This is a genomic window from Streptomyces uncialis (genome assembly GCF_001905345.1).
In the GTDB taxonomy this organism is placed as follows: Bacteria; Actinomycetota; Actinomycetes; order Streptomycetales; family Streptomycetaceae; genus Streptomyces; species Streptomyces uncialis.
Genome location: NZ_LFBV01000010.1, coordinates 764,709 through 786,081 on the forward strand (window position 1 = coordinate 764,709; position 21,373 = coordinate 786,081).

General features: G+C 73.0%; 16 protein-coding genes and 1 tRNA gene. 3 read left to right on the forward strand and 14 right to left on the reverse strand.

Annotation, left to right across the window (positions count from 1 at the left end; all coding sequences use genetic code 11):
* Positions 1 to 25: 25 nt before the first annotated feature.
* On the reverse strand, positions 26 to 1,912 hold the full coding sequence (locus tag AB852_RS33520) for an MFS transporter (RefSeq protein ID WP_245877013.1): 1,887 nt from the start codon (positions 1,910 to 1,912) through the stop codon (positions 26 to 28).
* 286 nt (positions 1,913 to 2,198) lie between these two features.
* Between AB852_RS33520 and AB852_RS33525 the strand changes: the two genes are divergently transcribed.
* Positions 2,199 to 3,227, forward strand: a complete 1,029-nt coding sequence (locus tag AB852_RS33525; RefSeq protein WP_073793971.1) for a GNAT family N-acetyltransferase — start codon at positions 2,199 to 2,201, stop codon at positions 3,225 to 3,227.
* 119 nt (positions 3,228 to 3,346) lie between these two features.
* Here the strand turns inward: AB852_RS33525 and AB852_RS33530 are convergent, their stop codons facing one another.
* Entirely contained in the window at positions 3,347 to 3,934 is a 588-nt protein-coding gene (locus AB852_RS33530) for a TIGR04222 domain-containing membrane protein (protein WP_073793974.1), read from the reverse strand.
* 97 nt (positions 3,935 to 4,031) lie between these two features.
* Entirely contained in the window at positions 4,032 to 5,225 is a 1,194-nt protein-coding gene (locus AB852_RS33535) for an alpha/beta hydrolase family protein (RefSeq protein ID WP_073793977.1), read from the reverse strand.
* 244 nt (positions 5,226 to 5,469) lie between these two features.
* Here AB852_RS33535 and AB852_RS33540 point away from each other — a divergent pair.
* Positions 5,470 to 5,544: transfer RNA gene (locus AB852_RS33540), tRNA-Cys, on the forward strand.
* Between the two features lie 297 nt (positions 5,545 to 5,841).
* Here the strand turns inward: AB852_RS33540 and AB852_RS33545 are convergent.
* Entirely contained in the window at positions 5,842 to 6,213 is a 372-nt protein-coding gene (locus AB852_RS33545; RefSeq protein ID WP_073793980.1) for a cupin domain-containing protein, read from the reverse strand.
* Positions 6,214 to 6,321: 108 nt separating this feature from the next.
* On the opposite strand from AB852_RS33545, the gene AB852_RS33550 reads away from it, so the two are divergent.
* Positions 6,322 to 7,152, forward strand: a complete 831-nt coding sequence (locus AB852_RS33550; RefSeq protein ID WP_073793983.1) for an AraC family transcriptional regulator — start codon at positions 6,322 to 6,324, stop codon at positions 7,150 to 7,152.
* Positions 7,153 to 7,219: 67 nt separating this feature from the next.
* Here the strand turns inward: AB852_RS33550 and AB852_RS33555 are convergent, their stop codons facing one another.
* The 10 genes from AB852_RS33555 to AB852_RS33600 all read right to left on the reverse strand — a co-directional run bounded on the left by AB852_RS33555 (position 7,220) and on the right by AB852_RS33600 (position 21,137).
* Positions 7,220 to 8,368: an SUKH-4 family immunity protein gene (locus AB852_RS33555; protein ID WP_073793986.1), complete on the reverse strand. Its 1,149-nt coding sequence runs from the start codon at positions 8,366 to 8,368 to the stop codon at positions 7,220 to 7,222.
* 199 nt (positions 8,369 to 8,567) lie between these two features.
* Complete coding sequence (locus AB852_RS33560; RefSeq protein ID WP_073793989.1) at positions 8,568 to 10,874, reverse strand: xanthine dehydrogenase family protein molybdopterin-binding subunit; 2,307 nt, start codon at positions 10,872 to 10,874, stop codon at positions 8,568 to 8,570.
* Positions 10,871 to 13,054 carry a (2Fe-2S)-binding protein gene (locus tag AB852_RS33565; protein WP_073793991.1) on the reverse strand — a complete coding sequence of 728 codons (2,184 nt, stop codon included), beginning with the start codon at positions 13,052 to 13,054 and terminating at the stop codon, positions 10,871 to 10,873. Before AB852_RS33565 ends, AB852_RS33560 begins: the two co-directional genes overlap by 4 nt.
* A complete protein-coding gene (locus AB852_RS33570) occupies positions 13,051 to 13,944 on the reverse strand; it encodes an FAD binding domain-containing protein (protein WP_073793994.1) in 894 nt (297 codons plus the stop codon). Before AB852_RS33570 ends, AB852_RS33565 begins: the two co-directional genes overlap by 4 nt.
* Positions 13,945 to 14,341: 397 nt before the next feature.
* Entirely contained in the window at positions 14,342 to 16,132 is a 1,791-nt protein-coding gene (locus AB852_RS33575; protein WP_245877014.1) for a beta-N-acetylhexosaminidase, read from the reverse strand.
* Positions 16,133 to 16,282: 150 nt separating this feature from the next.
* Complete coding sequence (locus tag AB852_RS33580) at positions 16,283 to 17,110, reverse strand: carbohydrate ABC transporter permease (RefSeq protein ID WP_073794461.1); 828 nt, start codon at positions 17,108 to 17,110, stop codon at positions 16,283 to 16,285.
* Between the two features lie 86 nt (positions 17,111 to 17,196).
* A complete protein-coding gene (locus AB852_RS33585) occupies positions 17,197 to 18,183 on the reverse strand; it encodes a carbohydrate ABC transporter permease (protein WP_073793997.1) in 987 nt (328 codons plus the stop codon).
* Between the two features lie 16 nt (positions 18,184 to 18,199).
* Positions 18,200 to 19,555, reverse strand: a complete 1,356-nt coding sequence (locus tag AB852_RS33590) for an extracellular solute-binding protein (protein ID WP_079185101.1) — start codon at positions 19,553 to 19,555, stop codon at positions 18,200 to 18,202.
* Between the two features lie 627 nt (positions 19,556 to 20,182).
* Complete coding sequence (locus AB852_RS33595) at positions 20,183 to 20,479, reverse strand: DUF3039 domain-containing protein (RefSeq protein ID WP_073794000.1); 297 nt, start codon at positions 20,477 to 20,479, stop codon at positions 20,183 to 20,185.
* Between the two features lie 85 nt (positions 20,480 to 20,564).
* On the reverse strand, positions 20,565 to 21,137 hold the full coding sequence (locus AB852_RS33600) for a YqgE/AlgH family protein (RefSeq protein WP_073794003.1): 573 nt from the start codon (positions 21,135 to 21,137) through the stop codon (positions 20,565 to 20,567).
* Between the last annotated feature and the right edge of the window lie 236 nt (positions 21,138 to 21,373).

A 21,373-nucleotide genomic window follows, 5' to 3' on the forward strand; every position in this document is an offset into this window, starting at 1 on the left:
CGGTACAGCGTGGTACCAGGTGGTGTCAGGCCGGTTTCGAGGTCCGTATCCGGGTCGCCACCCACACCCCGACGACCGCCACCACGGCCATCGGCACGAACACCGCGACGAACGCGCCCGCGTTCGCCCCGGCCGCCGCCTGGGACGTGGCGGCCGCCCCGTGACCCGCCCCGATCTGCCCGCCGCCCAGCGCGGCGAACGCCGCGCCGCCGATCGCGAGCAGCATCACGTTCGACAGCCCGTCGGACATCTGGAGCGCGGCGGAGTTGCTGCCCGCCTCGTGCGGCGCCGACAGCTCCAGCAGCAGCACACTCGTGGACGAGATCACCAGCCCCATCCCGAAGCACCCGAACGCCCACGCCACCGCCACGATCCACACCGGCACCGACTCGATCAGCACCGTCGGCGCGGTCGCGATCGACGCCGCCACCAGCGCCATCCCGAACGACATCAGCCGGTGCCGGTACGGGACCACCCGGGGCCGCGACTGCACGAAGCTGCCTAGCGCCCAGGTCGCCCCGCCCACGGCCAGCGAGAGGCCCGCCATCATCGGTGACAGTCCGCGCTGGGTGACCAGCATCAGCGGGACGAACGACTCCGCCGCGATGAACGACCCCGCCGCCACCCCGCGCAGCAGCACCACGGACGGCAACCCGCGCGCCGCCCGGTAGGTACCGCGCGGCAGCAGCCCGAGGGCGGCCGGCACGAGCAGCGCCGCGCCCAGCACCCCCGGGATCAGCGACAGCCAGCGCAGATCCTGCGCCGCGTACTGCAACAGGCCCGCCCCGAGCGAGATCCCGAACGCCAGCCTGATCCGCCGCCCCGGCACCACACCCCGGCCGCCACCCGCCCAGCGCTCCGTACGGCCCCGGCCCTTCGTCCGACCTGCGGTACGGCCCGGGACGCGACCTGAGGTTCGGCCCTGCGTACGGTCCGTGTCAGTACGGTCCGTGTCAGTACGGTCCGTGTCAGTACGGTCCGTGTCAGGACCCTTCCCGGCCACGGCCACGGCAGCTGTCACGGCCACCGGCACCGACGCCGGGTCCGCGGCGGGGGCGGGGGGCGATCCGGGGTCCGGGGCGGACTCGGGGGCGGCCTCCGCCGGGCCCGACGCGCGGCTGCGTATCTGGGGCAGGGCGAGGGCCAGCGGCACCAGCACCAGCGCCGGGATGCCCAGGAACACCCATCGCCAGCCCAGATGCTCGGTCACCAGGCCGGACACCAGCGGCCCCACCACCGACGGGATCACCCAGCTCGCCGCGAACGCCGCCATGATCGACGGCCGCAGCCGCTCCGGGTACGCCCTGCTGACCACCACGTACAGCGCGACGATCACCAGTCCGCCGCCCAGCCCCTGGACCGCCCGGCCCAGGATGAACAGCCACATCGCCCCGGCCGTCCCGGACAGCGCGAGCCCGGCCCCGAAGGCGACGATGCCCGTGGCGAGCGGCCCCAGCGGTCCCCGGCGGTCGGCCCACTGCCCGGACAGCACCATGCCGAACAGGCTGGTGGTGAAGTACCCGGAGAACGCGAACGCGTACAGCGACACCCCGTCCAGCTCCCGTGCCGCCACGGGCATCGCGGTCCCCACGGCCGTCGCCTCGAACGCGATCAGCAGCACGACCGAGACGATCCCGACACTCAGCGCCCGGTACGTCCGCCCGAGCACCCCGCCCTCGTCGTCCGGCAGATCGCGGCCGGTCCCGGGGCGCGTACCGGCCACCGGCCCGTCACCGTCCACCGCCCGTACGGCGTCGGCGGCCGGTACGTCGGCGGCGACCCGCGCCGTACTTGCGGGAGCGGGCTTCGTGGTGGGCTTCGTGGCGGCGGCACCCGGGCCTGAGCCCCTGGTACGGGCGGTGGAACGTTCGGCGGCGGCGCCGTCGGGGTCGCTGGGGTCGAAGGGGCTCATATTCGCAGAGTAAGGGGCGACAGGGCCCTTGAACCCTGTCGGGGGTCGCGGCCCGGCTCCGCCCTTGGTCGTACGTCTCCCCCGCCGCCCCTCCCTCACCCGCCCGGACCCCGTACCCGGTACGGACCTCCCGCGAACGGGCTGACCTGTGTGCGTGCCATGCGGAACGCCGCCGCCCGGCCCGCACCGAAATCCGATGATCCGCTGGGAACCGGCTGCTAGGGTGACCGGCGTACCGCACCTCATGGCGGCCTCCCCTTTCTCTCTCTGCCCGGAGGCTTTCGTCATGCCCTCGTCCCTGACTGTGCGTACCTTCCGCCGCGAGGACCGGGACCAGCTCACCGATCTGGTCAACTCCCATGTCGCCGCGGTCGTCCCCGGCGCGGGCGTCTCGGTCAACACCGTGATCAGCAGCCTTGAGCGACGCCCCGACGAGTACGTCACCGACCCGTGGGTCGCCGAACGCGTCACGCTCGTCGTCGAGCACCACCGCCGGATCGTCGCCGCCGCGCATCTGCTGCGCTACCGCGACGACTCCGAGGTCGGTGCCGACTACCGCGACACCGGCCACCTCGCCTGGTCCGTCCACCTCCCCACCACCGACCCCGCCGATACCCCCGACGCCCACACCGTGTCCGCCGCTGCCGCTGCCACCGATGGCGCGGGCTCCCCCGACGCGCACTCGACCGACGCGGTCATGGACTCCCCGCCGTACGACGGGTCCGACCGGGCCGCCGGGCTGCTGATGTCCGCGTCCCTCGCCCAGCTCGACCGCTGGCGGGTCCGGGCCCGTCTCGCCGACGGGCAGCTGCCCGCCCCCGGTGTCTACGGCGTCCCCGAGCAGTGGCCCCATATCCGCGCGGCCCTGGAGCGGGCGGGCTTCGTCCACACCGGCGGCACCGAGATCCTGCTCCTCGCCCCGCTCCACGACCTCCCCGACCCGGGACGCGCCGCACCCCTGCCCGGCCTCACCGCGCACCGCACCCTCGGAGCGCACGGCACCCGGCTCACCGCCCGGCTCGGTTCCGACGAGCTGGGGTACGTCGAGCTCGACACCACCCTCGACCGGCCCGAACGGCACGCCCGCTCGGGGCGTACCGCCGATCTCGCCGACTTCGACGTGCGCGAGGACGCCCACCCGGAGCTCTTCCCCTGGCTGCTCGGCCGGGCCCGCGCCTGGCTGGCCCTCTGCGGCACCGACCAGCTGCTGACCTATGTCACACCCGACGAGACCGACGATCTGGCGGCGCTCACCGCGGTCGGGTTCCATGAGCTCACCCGCACGGCCCGGGGCTGGGAGCACCGCCCGTCCTGACCGCCCGCTCCGGGTCGGCCCCGGGTGGGACCCCGTCGTCGGTCACGGGGTCCCACCCGCCCGGAACCGCCCCGACACGGGCCCCACTCGCCCGGAACCCGCCCCGACACGGGCCGGACTCAGTCACCGCCCCCGCCGCCACCACCGCTGGAGCCGTGGTCCGGGCCGTCGCTCCCACTCGCGCCATGGTCCGGGTCCAGAGCCCTGCCCATCCGGGCCAGGGCCCGCCCCAGGCCCGACGGAAGCGACGCGTTGTCGAGGGTCCGGGCCAGTCTTCTGTCCTTGAGCGCCGTGGAACCCTCGAAGACATGGGCGGGCCAGGTCCCTCGCGCCTGGGCCTGCGCCAACCGTCGGCGGCCCAGGGCGGTGACACGGTGACGGAAGCAGGTCAGCGACCCGTCGGACATCAGCTGAGCCCGGATGAGTACCACCTCCGGCCCGCGGCGGACGAAGTCCAGAAGAACGGCGATGTCGTCCAACTCGGCGCACAGCTCCGCCAGGGACCGCTCCACGGGGTGGATCTCCCCCTGCTCCACGGGGGTGTCGCCAGGGCGGGCCCGGGAGCCCCGCACCTTGATCACGCCACGGTCCCGCAGTGTGATCAAGGCCGTCTCGGCCACGCGCCGCCCGCCTCCGGCGAGAAACGCGATGTCGTAGAGGTCCAGGTCCCGTTGAGCGGGACCGGGGGGCTCGGGAGAAGTCGGCACGGCGGTACTCCGTCCATCCGGCTGATGTCGGTGTTCCTTGTGCCGGGTTATCACCGGTGACCGCCGTTCGTACACTTCGCCCGGCCGTTCCCACCGGTCAGGGGTTCTGGAACTTCACCTCCGGGTTGGCGGCGGTCGGTCCGGCGAGCACGGCACGCGGGGTGCCGCGCAGATGCTGGTCGAAGAACGCGGAGACATAGGTCCGGGTGATCGCGATCGCTCTGGCGGCCGGGTACGGCTCACCGGGCAGACCGAAGTGCTCGCCGATCACGGGGGTGTCGGAGAAGGTCCCGTGGTTCGACCCGGAGACGGTGAGCCAGCGCTTCCAGCCGTTCAGGCCGGGCCATGTCTCGTCCCAGGTCCGGTCGGTGCCGCCGGGCCTGTGGACCTCGTCGTCGGTGCCGAGGAGCATGAACGGCCGGCCCTTCAGACCGCCCGCGGGCAGCTTCTCCCAGAAGGCGCCGTCCATGTTGATCCCCGCGCGGACCCGGTGGTCGCCCACCATCGCGGTGGCGGCTGACGCGCCGCCGATGGAGTGTCCGGCCATACCCACACGCCGCTTGTCTATCACCCCGGAGTGCCGCCAGACGGGGTCCGGGCCCGTGAGCCGGTCGAGGACGAACGACACATCCTTGGCCCGGGTCGTGGTGACCACACTCAGCGGTACCCCGCCCTGGTCCACCGCGTGGCAGGAGACGCAGGTCAGGGTGCGGCCGCCGGGGACGGAGGTGCCGTACGACTCGTAGGCGTGGTCCAGGGAGGCCACGACATAGCCCCGGCTGGCCAGATCCTCGGCGAGATTGGTCTGGGTCCAGCGCGCGGCGCCGAACCCGGGCGACAGAATGACCAGGGGGTACCGGCCCTTGGACACCGGGGCGTCGGGCTTGCTGTGGGTACGCATCCCGCTCAGGCGGTCGGCCGGGACGGCGCCCGACATCTCGAAGCCCTCCGCCATCAGCCGCGCCTCGTCGAGCGTGGCGTACCGGGCTGTTCCCGTCCCACCCTTGCCGGGACGGGCCGCCGGGTAGTGGAGGCTGACCATCAGCTCACGGCCGTCGGCGGTGGGGACCCAGGGGTCCCCACGGTCACGGTCCACCAGGTGCAGCACCTTGCTGCCCACTCCGTACTTACCGGTGGGCGCGGGGAGTTGAGGGAACGCGGCGGACGCCGCCGGGGCCGGCGCGCCGGACGCCGACGTGTCCTGAGCTGCTGCCGTGCCCACCATGCCGAGCGGCAGGGCGAGCGACATCGTGAGGGCGGCGGCGGTGGCCGCCCGACTCATTCGGATCATGCGCTCAAGGTAGGCCGAGAGGCATGGAGACCACATCACACTCCGGTAGCCATTCCGCGATCCGGAAAGTCAGACCGTGGGGCTACGGCGACGTAGCTCTCAGGTATCCCCGGCACCCCGAAAGACAGCCCGCGGACGCCAACGGCGCTTTGTGAACGGCGGATTGCAGTCACATGGCATGGGTGTCCGATGTCTTGAGCCATGGCCCGGACCGCTCCTACGGTGATCACATCCGGTGACACCCGGCCGTGTGCCCGAGTGGTTGAGGGACTCGCCTGCAAAGCGAGTTACGTGGGTTCGATTCCCGCCACGGCCTCCAGAGCTGGTCCGACGGGGGCCAGCAGGGCAGAGCGGTCGGCGGGGCGGCGCGCGCCGCCGCCCCGCCACCGCTCGCCTTCCGGCACCGGCACCGGCCCGGGCCGAAGGCGGTCACGCTCCCCGGCGCCCGACGCGGGCCGGGTTCCTCAGGCACCATTCCCCTCCGCCCCCGGGTTCGGCCGCCTCACGCGGGCGAACCCGGGTGACCTTCCCCGCGGACGGGGCGAAGCTCCTTCTCCGGGTGACCAGCGTGCGAGAAGCGCCCAGAAGCACGGTCGGGGGACAGGGCGTCCGCGTGTCAGCCGAGGAGTTCGGCCGCCTTCGTCATCGGTCCTCCCGCGTCACCGGTGTTGAGCGTTCCCGTCGGCTCGAACAACAGGATCGCGGTCTCCTCGTCCGCCATCGGGCAGTGTTCGACCCCCCGGGGAACGACGAACAACTCGCCGGGTTCCAGCACCACATCAGCGCCCCTGAGCTGGATGGTGAGCCGCCCGCTGATGACCAGGAACAGTTCATCGGTGTCCTCGTGCGTGTGCCAGACGAACTCCCCCTTCAGTTTGGCCAGCTTGACCTCGTAGTCGTTGAGCACGGCCACCTTCTTCTGCGACCACAGCTCGCTGAACAGCGACAGCTTGTCGGCGAGGTTGACAGGAGCAACGGGCTCGGACATGCGGCATCCCTCCATGAGGCCGGGCAACCGGGAGCGGCCTCTCAGGCCCCCCGGCCGGCGTCATGAGCCTCCCGCGCACGGACTCCACCGGTCTTGTACGTTCCTGGCATGGCCTCCGACCGACCCCGTACGTCCATCAGCGCCTGGCGGCCGTCGGTACCCGGGATCGCGGAGGTCTTCCACGCGCACTTCACCGACCACGCGTACCCGGCCCACACCCACGACACTTGGGACCTGATGATCCTCGACGACGGCTCGGTGGACTTCGCACTCGACCGCCGCCGCCATGGGGCGACCGGTTCCACCAGCGTCCTGCTGCTGCCGCCCGGCGTCCCCCATGACGGCCGGACCGTCACGGCGTCAGGCTTCCGCAAGCGCAACCTCTACCTGGACGAGAGCGTGCTCCCGCAGCGTCTGGCCGGACGCGCGGTGGACGCTCCCGTCCTCAGCGACGGACCGCTGCGCCATCGGATCCACCGCCTGCACACCGCTCTCGTCCATGCCGGGGACGGGTTCGAAGCCGAATGCCGCCTCTCGTTCATCCGTGAACGGCTCCACCTGCACCTCGACGCGCTCCGGCCCCGCGAACCGGGGCGTGAGGCAAGCCGCCTCGCCACCGGGCTGCGGGAGCTGCTGGACTCACGGATCCGCGCCGGTGTGTCCCTGAGTGAGGCCGCCGCCGTCCTGCACGCCCACCCCACCCACCTGATCCGCTGCTTCAAGCAGACCTACGGCCTGCCGCCGCACCGTTACCTGACCGGCAAGCGCGTCGATCAGGCACGGCGGCTTCTCCTCGACGGCCACCGGCCCGCCGGGGTCGCCGCCGACGTGGGGTTCCATGACCAAGCGCATCTGTCCCGGCACTTCACCCGCCATGTGGGCACCACACCCGCGCGATACCAGCGCACCCGCACCGGCAGCGCCCCGATCCCCACCTGACCCGGCGTCGGTTCCCCCCATCACCTCGCCCCGAGCACCGGCCCGGCGAACCCGCGCGGACGAGGCGCTACCTCGCGCACTCCACCGGGACCGTCGTCAGCAGGGGCCAGGGGCGCCAGTGGGCGGCCGGGCCGTCCGTGTCCGTGGGGGTGTGCAGGGCGGCCGGATGGTCGGTGGCTCTCAGGACCGCGCGGACGGCCTCGGCCAGCCGGCCGGGCGCCCGCGCGGTGAGGTACCCGTCGTGGGCCTCGTCCAGGACGCGTTCACGGCGCAGCAGCCAGGTGGTGAACGCCAGCGCCGACACATCGGAGTTCAGCGGGGACAGCCGGCCGGTGGACCGGTGCCAGGACAGGATCTCGCCGGTGGCGCCGTCGACCACGATGTCCGTGCCGTCCGCGAGATGGCCGACGGGGACCAGCCGGGTGGCGTGCGGCGGCAGTCCGGCCCAGCCGCCGTGGTGCTCGGTGAGGGTGCGCAGGGGAAGTCCCGGGAAGACATAGCTGTCGTCCTCCTCGGGGAGGCCGATGTCCTTCAGGAAGCGGCGCGTCGGCTCATGGGTGAGGGCGGCGGGCAGGTCGGCGTCCTCGCAGCGGGTGACGCGTCCGGCGCCGAACTCCTCGTCCAGCAGCCGCCCCGGGAGGTCGAGCCGGAGCTGGATGCCGGGGGTGGGGACCCGGGCCAGCGGGAGGATCAGGGCGGCGATCCACCAGAAGGCGGGCAGCTCCGCGCCGCGCATACCGCCCTGGAAGAGGGCCAGCAGCTCGTCGGTGGCACCGGAGGCGGCGGCGCGGCCGTAGCGGCTCTCGTAGGCGGCGAAGCGGCCCCGGGTCCGCTCCAGGTCGGCGACGGCCGACTCGAAGCCGAGCAGGGTCACCGTGTCGGGCGCCAGCGGGTCACCGGGGAGGCCGGGATCGGCCCGGCCGGGGTGGGGGCGGCCGGTCAGGAACAGCGCGCCGGTGCGGCCGTCGAGCGTCACCCAGGCGCCGGGACCGGGCGCCGAGAGCTCGCCGAGCACGAAGAGGTCGCGTGGCGCGGCGGGCACCCCCGCGAGGGTCGCGTACGTCCGCAGGCCCTGCTCACGGAGCACCGTGAAGCGGAACAACGGGCCCTCCCGCGCGGGCAGTCCGGCCCCGGTGAGGAACCGCCGGGTGCCCGCGTGGGTGAGCGACGGCGGCAGCCCGTGCTCGGTGAACCTGATCGTCTCGGTCGTGGCCATGGAACCCCCCGTGGCAGGTCAACGAACGGTCGGCGGGACGCCGGACACACCCGTCACGGTGCACGGCACCCACTGCTCACGACGGTAGGTGCCGCCACTGACAACCGGCCGCGAGGCGGTGCGGGTACGACCCCGCTCCGGAGGCCGCGAAGGACCGGCAGCGGCACCCGTACGGGCACCAGCACCGGCGACGGGGACGTCAGGCCGTGGTGGTGACGACCGCTGCCTGGGGGCGGATCGGGAGGCGGGTGACCGGGCGGCCGGTCGCCGCGCGGACGGCCGACGCGATGGCCGCGGGGCATGTCACCACGGGGACCGCGCTGGCCGCCTTCGCCCCGAACGGGGCGACCACATCGCGTTCCTCGACCAGCTTGACGATCCGGATGTCGGGTACGTCGAGTGACGTGGGCAGGGCGTAGCCGGTGAGGTCGGGGTGGCGGATCAGCCCGCGCGGGGTGCGCAGGTTCTCGGTGAGGGCGGCGCCGAGCCCCTGGGTGACCCCGGCCTCGATACGGGCGTTGAGCTGGGCCGGGTTGAGGATGCGGCCGACGTCCTGGGCGACGGCGAGTTCCACGACGCGTACGGAGCCGAGTTCGATGTCGACGTCGACCACCGCGCGGATGGCGCAGAACGCGAGGCCCACGAAGGCGTCGCCCTGGCCGTCCTCGTCCAGGGGCTCGGTGGGGTGCGGGCGGCACTGCGCGGTGGCCCAGAGCTCCTTGCCGTCGAGCGCCTCGCTGACGGTGGTCGACAGGACGCCGTCGTAGGAGGTGATCTTCCCGTCGGTGATCTGGAGGAGTTCGGTGGACATGCCGAACTTGTGGGCCAGCGGCTGGAGGAGCTGGGTGCGGACCATCTTCGCGGCCCGCTCGACGGCTCCGCCGGACACCCAGGTGTGGCGGCCCCGGCAGGCGGCGCCCGCGGGGGGCTGGTCCGTGTCGACGGGGGCGATGTGCACCTCGTCCACGCCCAGGGTGTCCTGGACGATCTGCCGGGCGAGGGTGCTGAAGCCCTGGCCGGTCTCGACGGCGGCGCAGATGACGGTGGCGACCCCGTCGTGGACCTTGACGGTGGCGGTGGACACCTCGTCGGTGCCCTCGGCGCCGAGCATATGGACCATGCCGAGGCCGTAGCCGACGCCCCGGCGGATCGCGGAGGGCTCCCCCGCGCCCTCGGGGCCGCCGGGCAGCAGCCATTCGTCCTCGGGGGTGTCCTTGGGCAGGGCGGGCAGCGGGAAGTCGCGTACCGCGCCGAGGAGTTCCGCGACGGGCGCGGGGCAGGTGACGGTCTGCCCCGTCGGCAGGACGTCGCCGGTGGCGAGGACGTTGCGCAGCCGTACGTCGGCGGGGTCGGCGCCGAGCTTGCGGGCGAGCTTGTCCATCTGCGCCTCGTAGGCGGCGCACACCTGGAGGGCGCCTTCGCCGCGCATGTGCCCGGAGGGCGGGTTGTTGGTACGTACGGCCCAGCCCTCGACGAAGGCGTGGGGCACGACGTAGGGGCCGCAGGCGAACGACACGGCGGCGGCGAGCGCCTCGGCGGAGGTGTCGGCGTAGGCGCCCGCGTCGAGGAGCACCTGTGCCTCGACCTTGACCAGGCGGCCGTCCGCGTCGGCGTGGTGGCGGTAGCGCAGCAGGGTGGGGTGGCGGTGCGCGTGCCCGAGGAAGGACTCCTCGCGCGTGGCGGTGAGCTTGACGGGGCAGCCCGTCTTGAGGGCGAGCAGTCCGAGCGGGAGCTGGAAGCCGGGGTCCTCGCGGTCGGCGGTGGCGCCGGGCACACCGGTGACGACGACCTTGACGCGCTCCGGGTCGAGTCCGTAGCAGGCGGCGGCGAGGTCCCGGTCGTTGTGCGGGTCGGTGGAGGCCACGTACAGCTCCACACCGCCGTCGGGGCGCGGTACGGCCAGTCCGGCCTCGGCGCCGATGGGGGCGGGGTCCTGGCGGCCGATGCGGTAGACGCCCTCCACGACGACCTCGCCGGTGACGTCGGGGTCGCCGTGGCGCAGCGGGATGTGGCGGATGAGGTTGCCGTCGGGGTGGAGGGGTTCGGCGGAGAACGCCTTCTCCGGGTCGATGACGGGTTCCAGCACCTCGTACTCGACGATGACGGCGGCGGCGGCCATCCGGGCGGTGTCGGGGTGGTCGGCGGCGACGGCGGCGATGGGCTCGCCGTGGTGGCGGACGACCTCGGAGGCGAAGACGGGACGGTCCTTGACGCGGCGGCCGTGGACGGTCGTCCCGGGAACGTCCTCATGGGTGATGACGGCGCGGACGCCGGGCATCACCCGCGCGTGGGAGGTGTCGATGGACACGATGCGCGCGTGGGGGTGCGGTGAGCGCAGGACGGCGGCCCACAGCAGTCCCTCGGCCCACAGGTCGGCGGCGTAGGGGAAGGTGCCCTCGGTCTTCGCGCGCGCGTGGGGTGACGGCAGCGAGGTGCCGAGTCCGTGCGGCAGGGGGTCGGGGGCGGGGGTCGCGGAACCGGCCGTGCCCCCTGCTTCGTTGCTCACGCGGGGGCTCCGTCCTGGCCGTACGGACCGTGGTTCTCGTGCGCCGTGGGGTGGACGCCGCCCGCGCCGGGTCCGGCCTGGTGCGGGATGCGGCCCTCGGCGGTGTGTTCGTCGGGGTGTTCGGGTTCGGTGGCCATGGCGGACGCCTCGCGTTCGGAGACGACCTCGCGGACCGCTTCGAGGACGCCGCGGTAGCCGGAGCAGCGGCAGAGGTTGCCGCAGAGCGCCTGGCGGGCCTCCAGTTCGGAGGGCGCGGGGTTGCCCTCCAGCAGGTCGTGGACGGTCATCGCCATCCCGGGGACGCAGAATCCGCACTGGACGGCCCCGCAGCGGGCGAGGGCCCGCTGGACGTCGGAGGGGCGTCCGTCGGCGGCGAGGCCCTCGACGGTGCGGATCTCGCTGCCCGCGGTGGTGGCCGCGGGCACCAGGCAGGAGGCGACGAGTCTGCCGTCGACCTGGACGTTGCACGCGCCGCACTCGCCCTGGGAACAGCCGTCCTTGGCGCCCGCGAGGCCGAGGCGTTCGCGCAGCACGTAGAGCAGTGATTCACCGATCCACGCGTCGGTGACGGGCCGGTCCACGCCGTTGACCCGCAGGGAGTACGAGATCAGGGGGTGTTCGTCGTGGTGGACGGGCGGGGTGTCGTCGAGGGGGTGCTCGGTGGCCGCGGCGGCCTCGTCGGGGGCGGGGTCCGCCGCCCGGTCCGGTTCGTCGGGGGTGGATCCGGGTCCGCCGGGTGCCGAACCCGCTGGTTCGTCGGGGGCGGGGTGTTCGTGCGGGGCCGGGTGGCCGGGGTGTTCGGGGTGCTCCGGCGCGAGGTCGTCCGCGCGCGCGGGGGACGGGTCCCCTTCGGGGTGTTCACGGGTGACCGCGGCGTCGGCGTCCGGGCCGTGGGCGTCGCGCGGGTGCGGGACGGCGGGCGCGGACGTGGAGCCGTCGGCGGTGGCCGGGGTGTCGGGGCCGGCCGTCGTGCGCCCGGCGGTGACGCCGTCGCCGGGGCCCGTGCCGGTGACGGGCGGGCCGTCGGTGTGGTCGTGGGCGGAACGGTGGAGGCCGTCGTCGGACCCGGGCGCGGCCTCGTGGCGGACGCCGTGCGGAAGGCTGTGACCGGGGTCGTGGGCGGGGTCGTGGTCCGGTTCGGGGCCGGATTCGTGCTCGGCGGCGGGGTCGATGCCGTGCCCCACCTCGTGACCTGTCGCGTGGCCCACGTCGTGACCTGTCGCGTGGCCGACCTCGTGGCCCGCCCCGTGCCCGACCTCGTACCGGGCCGCGCGCGCCGCCGCGCCGTCCGGCGCGTCCGCGAGGGCCTGGGAGGCCGTCTGCGCGGCTTCCGGGCCGCCGGTGGCCTCCTGGCCGTCCGCGGGCCCCGCGGGGCCGTGGACGGCCTCCCCGGCGTCGTGGACGGGGTGTTCGCCGGGGGCGGCCGGGTCGGTGCCGGGCGGGTACGTGACCGGATCGGCGGGACCGGACCCGAAGGAACGGGTGTCGGTGCCGTAGGCCGGGGTCGCGGACGGGACGGTGAACGGCATGCCCTCGGTGTCCTGGCCGCCGTCGTGGCCGGTGAGGTGGGCGCCGTCGTGGACGGTGTCGGGGCCGGGGGCCGTCGTCCAGTCGTGGGCGCCGGTGGCCCAGGGCGCCGCGGCGCCGCCGGGCAGCGTCGCGGGCGGGTTGCCGCCCCACTGGGAGGCCAGGGTGGACGTGGTGAACTCGCCCGAGTCGTCCGGGACGTCGGTGTCGGCCAGCGGGATCGACCACTGGCCGGTCGCGCCGGTGCCCGGGGCGGGCGGCGCGGCGTCCGGGAAGGACCACTGTCCGGACGCCTGCGGGTCGTAGCCGCCCGGCGCCGGGTGGCCGTGCTCCGGGGCGTACGCGGGCCCGGCCGGGTGCGGGTGGCCGCCGGTGGGATCGGTCGGTTCGGGCCACGCGGGCGCCTGCGCGGGCGCTCCGGGGCCGTGCGGGGCCGGCCAGGCGCCGGGGCCGGTGGCCTCACCGGCGGCCGGGGCGGCCGTGATCCGGGGCGGCACATAGCCGTGGCCGGGCGCGGCCAGGGGGCTGTCCGCGTGCGGTTCCAGACCGCCCTCGGGCAGCTGGACGAAGGCGGTGGCCTCGCTGCCGTCCTGGTCGTGCTCGCCCTGCGGGATCGGCCGCCAGCCGCCCCCGCCGCTGTGTTCGTCGCTCACGACAGCGCCCTCCCCAGTGCCCGTCGGGCCAGCACGGCGACGGTGCGCCGCAGATGCAGTACGGCGGGCGGCAGCGGCTGCGGCGCGCCGCCCTCGGTGGGGGCGGCGTCGGGGATGCAGGCCGCGGCGACGTACTCGCCGAAGGCCGTCAGGGCCTCGGGGACCACCGTACGGCTTCCGTCCCAGTCGATGAGCCGGCCGATCCACTGTTCGGCGTCCAGCGGGCGCAGCGGCATCGGCGCGACGGCGCCCACCGCGCAGCGCACCCCGCGCCGGGCGGGGTCGAGGACCAGCGCGATCGACGCGGTGGCGCGGCCGGGGCCGGTGCGGCCGGTGGCCTTCAGGAAGACCTGGGGGGCGTGCAGGATCGGCACGCGCACGTAGCCGATGAGTTCACCGGCGGCGAGCATCTCCATCCCGGCGAGCAGGTGCGAGACGGGGATCTCCCGCCGGGAGCCGCCGGGTCCGGCGAGGACGACGGTGGCTTCGAGGGCGGCGAGCACGGGCAGGGCGTCGCCGGTCGGGGCGCCGGTGGCGATGTTGCCGCCGAGGGTGCCCGCGTTGCGGATCTGCGGGGGGCCCGCGGCGCGCGCGGCGGCGGCGAGCGCGGGGATCAGCGCGGCGAAGTCGGGCCGCCCCATGCGCGCGTGGGTGAGGCCCGCGCCGAGGAGCGCGTGGCCGTCCTGGTACTGCCAGCCGCGGATCTCGCTGATCCGGCTGAGTCCGACCAGGGCGGCGGGCCGCAACTGACCGGAGTTGACCGAGGTCATCAGATCCGTACCGCCCGCGACGGGCACGGCCGCGGGCGTCGCGGCGAGAACCGCGACCGCCTCGTCCAGTGAGCCCGGCAGTGTCACGGATCGCGCCGCCTGCGGTGCGTGCGTGGTCAAACCGGCTGCCCCTTCCCGCTGTCCCACCTGGTCGTCCTGTGGGCCGTACGGTACGTGCTCACAGGCCGGACGTGGCAACTCTGGCACATCTTCGCCGGGGGCAGGCGCGGGGGTCCGTCAGGCGGTGTTCGCCCCCGCTTAGCAGGGATGGTCCGCTTCGTACCGCCCTTGGCGGTGCGCACGAATTGCCACTCTTTCGGTGTCCGTTGTACGACTTTTCCCTCGCTTCGCGACGGACCGGCACAGCTCGCCTCGCGCGGACCGGCGCGGCTCGCGGCGGACGGACCCGCACCGCTCGCGGCGGCGTCCGGGCACACGAGCGGGCCCGTCCGCGGTGGTGCGCGCGGACGGGCCCGGAGGGGGCGGGACGGGCGGAGGGTGCGTCCGTCCCGCGGGGTCACACGTTCGGCGGGGCGCCGTCGATCGGGCGGCCCAGCAGCCCGGGACGCCGCTGCCAGGGCAGCGGGCCCGTGGGCGGCCGGTACTGGACGCCGAGGGCGTCGAGCCGCCGGTAGTGCTCGGTCATCCGTGCCTCGAAGCCGTCGAAGTCCCGGTCGGCGGAGGCGGGCAGCGCGCTCCAGGCGACCTCGGCGAACGCGGCCAGCCGCGGGTAGACCTGGTAGTCCACGCGCGCGGGGCCCTCCATCACCTCGGTCCACACATTGGCCTGGGTGCCCAGCACATGACGGGCCTCCTCAGGGGTGAGCTCCGGCGGCACCGGCTCGAAGCGGTACACGTCCTCCAGGGTGCGCACGAACCCGATCGGGACCGGCTCGTCGGCGCCGCCGCTCTGCCGGTGGTCCAGGTACACCTGCTGCTCCGGGCACATGATGACGTCGTGGCCCGCGCGCGCGGCCGTGATGCCGCCGCCGTAGCCGCGCCAGGAGGAGACCACCGCGCCGGGCGCGAGACCGCCTTCCAGGATCTCGTCCCAGCCGATGAGACGGCGTCCGCGCGCGGAGAGCCAGGTGTCGAAGTGCCGGATGAACCAGGACTGGAGTTCGTCCTCGTCCCTCAGGCCGAGTTCCTTGATGCGGGCCTGCGCCGCCGGGGACTCCTTCCACTGGTCCTTGGGGCACTCGTCGCCGCCCATGTGGATGAACGGCGTGTGGTCCGCGGGGAAGAGTTCGAGGACTTCCTCCAGCACACCCTCGAAGAAGCGGAGGGTGTTGTCGGTGGGGGCGAGTACGTTGGGACTGACGCCCCAGTTGTCCCAGACGGAGAGGGAGGCCGTGTCCACGACATCGGTGTTGCCGAGTTCCGGGTACGCGGTGATGGCGGCCTGCGAGTGCCCGGGTACGTCGATCTCCGGGATGACACGGATATGGCGTTCGGCCGCGTAGGCCACGATCTCCCGGATGTCTTCCTGGGTGTAGAAGCCACCATGGGGCTTGTCGTCCCACAGCGGGGACGCCCGGTGGCCCCATTTGGTGCGGGAGCGCCAGGCGCCGTCCTGGGTGAGCTTCGGGTAGCGCTTGATCTCGACGCGCCAGCCCTGGTCGTCGGTGAGATGGAAATGGAAGACGTTCAGCTTGTGCGCGGCCAGCAGGTCGAGATGGCGGAGCACCCCGTCCTTCGGGGTGAAGTGGCGTGACACGTCGAGCATCATGCCGCGCCAGCCGAAGCGCGGCGCGTCCTCGACGGTGAGCCGGGGCAGCGTCCAGGTCCGGTCGCGGTCCAGGGGCGCGCGGCGGTAGGCGTCGGCGCCGAGCAGCTGACGCAGGCTCTGGGCGCCGTAGAAGACACCGGCGGCGCTGCCGCCCTCGATCCGGGCCGCCGGGGCGGCCACGGTGAGCCGGTAGCCCTCCCGGGGCAGTTCGGGGTCGACGGCCAGGGCCAGCCGGTCCAGCCGGTCCGGCGCCGAGGGGTCCGCGACCGGGGCGGTGGAGTCCGCGGGGGCCTCGCCGAGGGGCAGTCCGGTGGCGGCTCCCAGGTGGGCGCGCAGCCAGCGGGCGACCCCCTCCGTACCGGGTCCGGTCACCAGCAGGGTGCCGTCGTGCAGGGCCACGGGGACCTCGCCCGTGCGCTCCAGCCGCAGCGGCGCGGGCAGCAGCGCCCCGTCCGGTGCGGCGCTCCCGGCGGCCCCGGTCCCGGTCCCGCTCGTGTCCGTCACTGTGTCACCCGTCATCTCGTCACCCGTCCCGTGTCCGTCGTGTCCGTCGTGGTCGTCCGTCGTGGTGCCAGTCATGTCACTCGCGTCACTCGTGTCATTGGTGGTCCGTCCCGGCCGTCACAGCGGCGTCAGTCCCTTCCGGTGCCCCCGAGGGGCCCGTCTCGTCCGGGGTCCCGCCGGGGCGGCGGGACCTTCGCGTCGGCCTTCCCGGCGGCCTCGGTCCTGTCAGTCCTTGACCGCGCCGCCGAGCCCGGACACCAGGCGGCGCTGCACCAGGACGAAGAAGATCAGTACCGGAATGGTCATCACTGTAGAGGCCGCCATGATTCCGCCCCAGTCGTTCTCGTCCGGTTTGAAGAAGACGAGCAGGGCCATCGGCAGCGTGGATTGCGAAGTGTCGCTGATGATGAAGGACTTGGCGAAGAGGAAGTCGTTCCACGCGGAGATGAACGAGAACACACTCGTCGCCACGAGTCCCGGGAAGACCAGCGGGAAGAGGATCTGCCAGAGGAATCGGGTGCGGCTCGCCCCGTCGAGTGCGGCGGCCTCCTCCAGGGCTTCCGGTACGGCCTTCACGAATCCTCTGAGCATCCAGATCGCGAACGGCAGCGAGAACGCGATGTGCGGCAGGATCAGGGCGCCCAGGGTGTTCAGCTGGCCGAGGTCCCGCATCTGGAAGAACAGCGGAATGGCGAGGGCCTCCATCGGCACCATCTGGGCGATGAGGAACATGATGAGCAGCGTGGTGCGGAACTTGAACTTGAATCGTGTGACGGCGGTCGCCGCCAGGAATGCGATGACCGAGGAAATGAGCACCACGGATACCGCGACGACCACACTGTTGAGGAAGTAGCGGCCGAATTCCTCCTGCTGGAACAGCCGCCGGAAGGAGTCCAGCGACGGGCTCAGCGTCCAGGGCCGGGGATTCGTGGACTCGATCTCCCCGGCGGGCTTGAACGCGGAGAGCACCATCCAGTAGAGCGGGAACGCGACCACCACGGCGATCACGAGCGCGGCGAGTTCCGCCGCCAGCCGCCACGGCCTGCGGACCAGTCCGCCGAGGCGCGAGGTCCCCGCGGCGCGTCCCTCGCCTTTCGTGCCGTCCGTCCTGGGACCGCCTCCGTGCACCGCCGTCCCGCTCACAGTTCCTCCCCCTGCCGCCGCAGCAGCCGCAGATAGACGAGCGTGACCGCGAGCAGGATCAGCAGCATGACGATGCCGATGGCGGCACCCAGGCTGTACTGCGAGGACGCGAACGCCTTTTGATACGCGTACACATTGAGGACGAGGTTCTGGCCGGCGATACCGCCGCCGCCCGTCATCACATAGATCTGGGTGAAGACCTTGAAGTCCCAGATGATGGACTGGATGGTGACGACCACCAGGATCGGGCGCAGCATCGGCGCGAGCACCGACCGCCAGATCCGCCACTGCGAGGCGCCGTCCAGGGACGCCGCCTCCAGGACCTCGCTGGGCACCGCGCGGATTCCCGCGTACACGGTGACCATCACGAACGGGAACGAGCACCAGACCACTTCGAACAGGACGAGCGCGAAGGCGCTGTACCGGTCGTAGGTCCAGGAGTGGTCGCCCAGTCCGAGGAGTTTGTTGACGGGGCCGAAGTCCTGGTCGAAGAGGAACATCCACACCGTGGAGCCGGTGATCGCGGGGGTCGCCCAGGCGCCGAGCGAGGCCATCATCAGGATGAGCCTCGGCACCGCGCGGATACGGGTCAGCAGGACGGCGAGCGCGCAGCCGACGGCGAGGGTGGAGATCACACAGGCGGCGGCGAAGACGACCGTGGCGGTCAGGACCTGCCAGAACTGCTCGTCGCGGAAGAGCTCCGCGTAGTTGCCGAAGCCCTTGAAGGTGGTGGGTTCACCACCGCTGACCTGGGCCTGGGTGTACTCCAGGAAGGAGATCAGGCCGAGCTGGTAGATGGGGTAGGCGAGCAGTGCGGCCAGGACGACCAGGGCGGGCGCGAGGTAGAGCCAGGGGGTCCAGGCCGGACCGCGGCGCCCGGGGGGCCGCTTGCGGACCCGGCGGGGGCCCGGCGCGGACCCGCCGGGCCCCCGCCCCGCCGCGGTGGGCCCGTCGGGCTTGCTGAGTGTGATGTCGTGCGTCATCGGTCGGCGGTCCGGTTCAGCCCGCGGTACCGAAGGCGTCGTCCATCTTCTTCGCCGCGTCCTTGGCGGCGGCGGCGACGTCCTTGCGGCCGCTGACGACCTCCTGGAACATCGTCGGCAGCACCAGCGAGGCGTCGATCTGGCCCCAGGCGGGCGAGGCGGGGACGAACTTGGCGCCCGAGGCGAGGGTGTCGATGAACGGCTTGATGAAGGGCTTGTTCTTCGCGGCATCCTCACGGACATCGGTGTAGGTGGGCAGGAAGCCCATCGCGTCGAAGAGTTCGCCCTGCGTCTTCTTGTCCGCGAGCTCCTTCATCAGCTCCACGGCCAGGGTGCGGCGCGGGGTGCTCTTGAGGACGCCGACGTTGTTGCCGCCCGCGAAGGCGGGGGCGATGTCGCCCTCCTTGACGCCCGGCAGCGGGACGACGGCGTAGTTGCCCTTGACCTTGCCCGCCTCGACGGCGGCGTGGCTGAAGTCGCCGCCTATCGCCATACCGGCCTTGCCGGACGCGAAGGCGGTGACGGTGTCGTTGCCGCCCATGCCCGCGCACTTGGAGGCCGGACAGTTGTCGTCGCCGAAGAGCGAGGTGTACGCCTTGATGCCCTTCTGGGCGGCGGCGCTGTCGATGGCCGAGCGGTACGTGCCGCCGGACTCGGTGGCGATGTTGCCGTCGTGGGACCAGAGGAAGGGCATCGCGCCGTAGGTGTAGGCGCCGCCGACCGCGAGACCGTACAGCTCGGGCTTCTCCGCGCGGATCTTCTTGGCGGTGCTGATGAGCTCGGCCTGGGTCTTCGGGACGTCGAGGCCGAGGTCCTTGAAGATGTCGGTGCGGTAGTAGAGCGCGCGCACACCGACGAAGTAGGGGGCGCCGTACACCTTGCCGTCGACGGTGACCGACTCACGGGCGGTGGGGTCGGTGTCCTTGGACTCGGTCCACTCGCCGAACTCCTTCGTGATGTCGGCGAGTCCGCCGTCCTTCACATAGCCGGCGGTGTCGGTGTTGCCGTACTCGATGATGTCGGGGGCGCTCTTGGGGTCGTTGAACGCGGCCTTGATCTTCTCGGCGCGGGTCTCCACCGGGATGTACTCGACCTTGACGTCGGCGCCGTCGTTGGCCTTCTTGAAGTCGGCCACCGCGCGGTCGACGACCTCCTGCTTCGGCTTGTTGTTGACCTCCTGGAAGAGCCAGACCCGCAGCGTGCCGGTCTTCTCGTCCTTGTCGGAACCGCTGTCGGAGGTCTGCGGAGCGCAGGCCGTCGCCGTCAGACCGGCCACGAGCAGCGCGGCGACGGCCGCGCGGCGGGCGTGGGAGGTGGAGCTGCGGGGCGTGGTGGGCGTCGCCCGGTGCACGAACTTCAGTGAGACCTTCATCGAGCGATCCTCCGAGTCACGTTGCAATATGCGCAACGGGTGTTTCGCGGTGCACAACATGACGGAGGCTAAGGGGACATCAGGGGTCCGACAAGTGGTCTCAACCAGTCCGTGACCGAAGAAAGCATCCCGCGCAACGGCGAAGGTGATTTGCCGGGGTTTGTCGACCGATAGGTCTGGACCACCGCAGGTAAAGGGCGGACCACGCGGGTTTAGAACCGGACAGTGCGGGTTTCAGGACAGGCAGACGCGGGTCCGGGGCGGCGCGGGTCCGCGGCGAACGCAAGGTCCGGGGCGAACGCAAGGCCCAAGGCGGTGCGGTCCCGGCGGCGCAGGCCCCGGGACAGCGCGGGTTCACGGCGAACGCAACGCCCAGGGCGGCGCGGACCCAGGGCGAGCGCACGGGCTCAGGGCGGACGCAAGGACTAAGGACGAACGCAAGGGCTCAGGTCCGGGACGGGGTTCCCCCGCGCCCGCGAAGGCGCGGTGCCGGGTTCCGGACAGACCGACGGGCCCCGGGGGCGGCCACCCGTGCGCGGTGGTCGCCCCCGGGGCCCGTCGGCCCCACGCCCGCGGTCCCGCCCGGGGGACGGGGCGGAAACGCGCCCCCGCCAGGGGGCGCCGGGGCTACTTCTTGTCCTTGCCGTTCTTGTCGTTCTTGCCGCCGCCGATGCCCATGGACTCGTAGATCTCCTTGCACATCGGGCACACCGGGTACTTCTTCGGGTCGCGGCCCGGCACCCACACCTTGCCGCAGAGCGCGACGACGGGCGTGCCGTCGAGCGCGCTCGCCATGATCTTGTCCTTCTGGACGTAGTGGGCGAAGCGCTCGTGATCACCGTCACCGTGCGAAGTCCGCGGCGTCGGCTCGACGAGGGTTCCCGTACCAGTCCCGCGCTCGGGCTCGGGCTCAAGAGTGCTCATAGCAGCCAAGGGTACTGAAGCGCGCGGCCTTCCGATCCCCCGCCCGCCGGTCACCGGCCGGGCGGTGGCCGACGGGCGGGCACCGTCAGTTCAGCGACGGATCGTCCGGGTATGTCGCCACCATCGCCAGCTCACCGCGCTGGCGGCGCAGCACCTCGCGCCACAGCCGCTCCGGGACCGGCGAGGAGACGTCCCCCGGTTCCGACTCGACCACGTACCAGGCGCCGTCGCCCAGTTCGGCCTCCAGCTGGCCCGGTCCCCAGCCCGCGTACCCGGCGAAGATCCGCAGCGAGCCCAGCGCCGCGGCCAGCAGCTCGGGCGGGGCCTCCAGATCGACCAGGCCGATCGCGCCGTGCACCCGCCGCCAGCCGAGCGGCGCCCGCTCCGCCGATGCGCCGCCGGGGATGACGGCGACACCGAGCGCGGAGTCGAGGGAGACGGGACCGCCCTGGAAGACGACGCCCGGCTCACCGGCCAGCTCGCCCCAGCCCTCCAGGATGTCGCCGACGCCCACGGGCGTGGGCCGGTTGAGGACCACGCCGAGCGAGCCCTCCTCGTCGTGGTCGAGGAGCAGCACCACCGCGCGGTCGAAGTTCGGGTCCGCCAGGGCGGGCGTGGCCACGAGCAACCGCCCTGTGAGCGAGGACACCTCGGTCATGGATGACATGATCCCGCATCTTCCCCGTACACGGGGAGCCAACTCCCGTACCCGGGTGAACACGGGCCGGCGCGCACACCCCGTAGCCAGGTGGACGCCCCACGGGCGGCTGTCCCGTACCCGGCCGGAAGCGGCCCGGGGGGCGCCGCGGCGGCCGGGCGCGCGACCTCCGGAAGGTCACGGGGGGTGGCCGGTGGTGAGCGTTCCGTGTTGTGGCCAAGTCATGACGCCCTTGG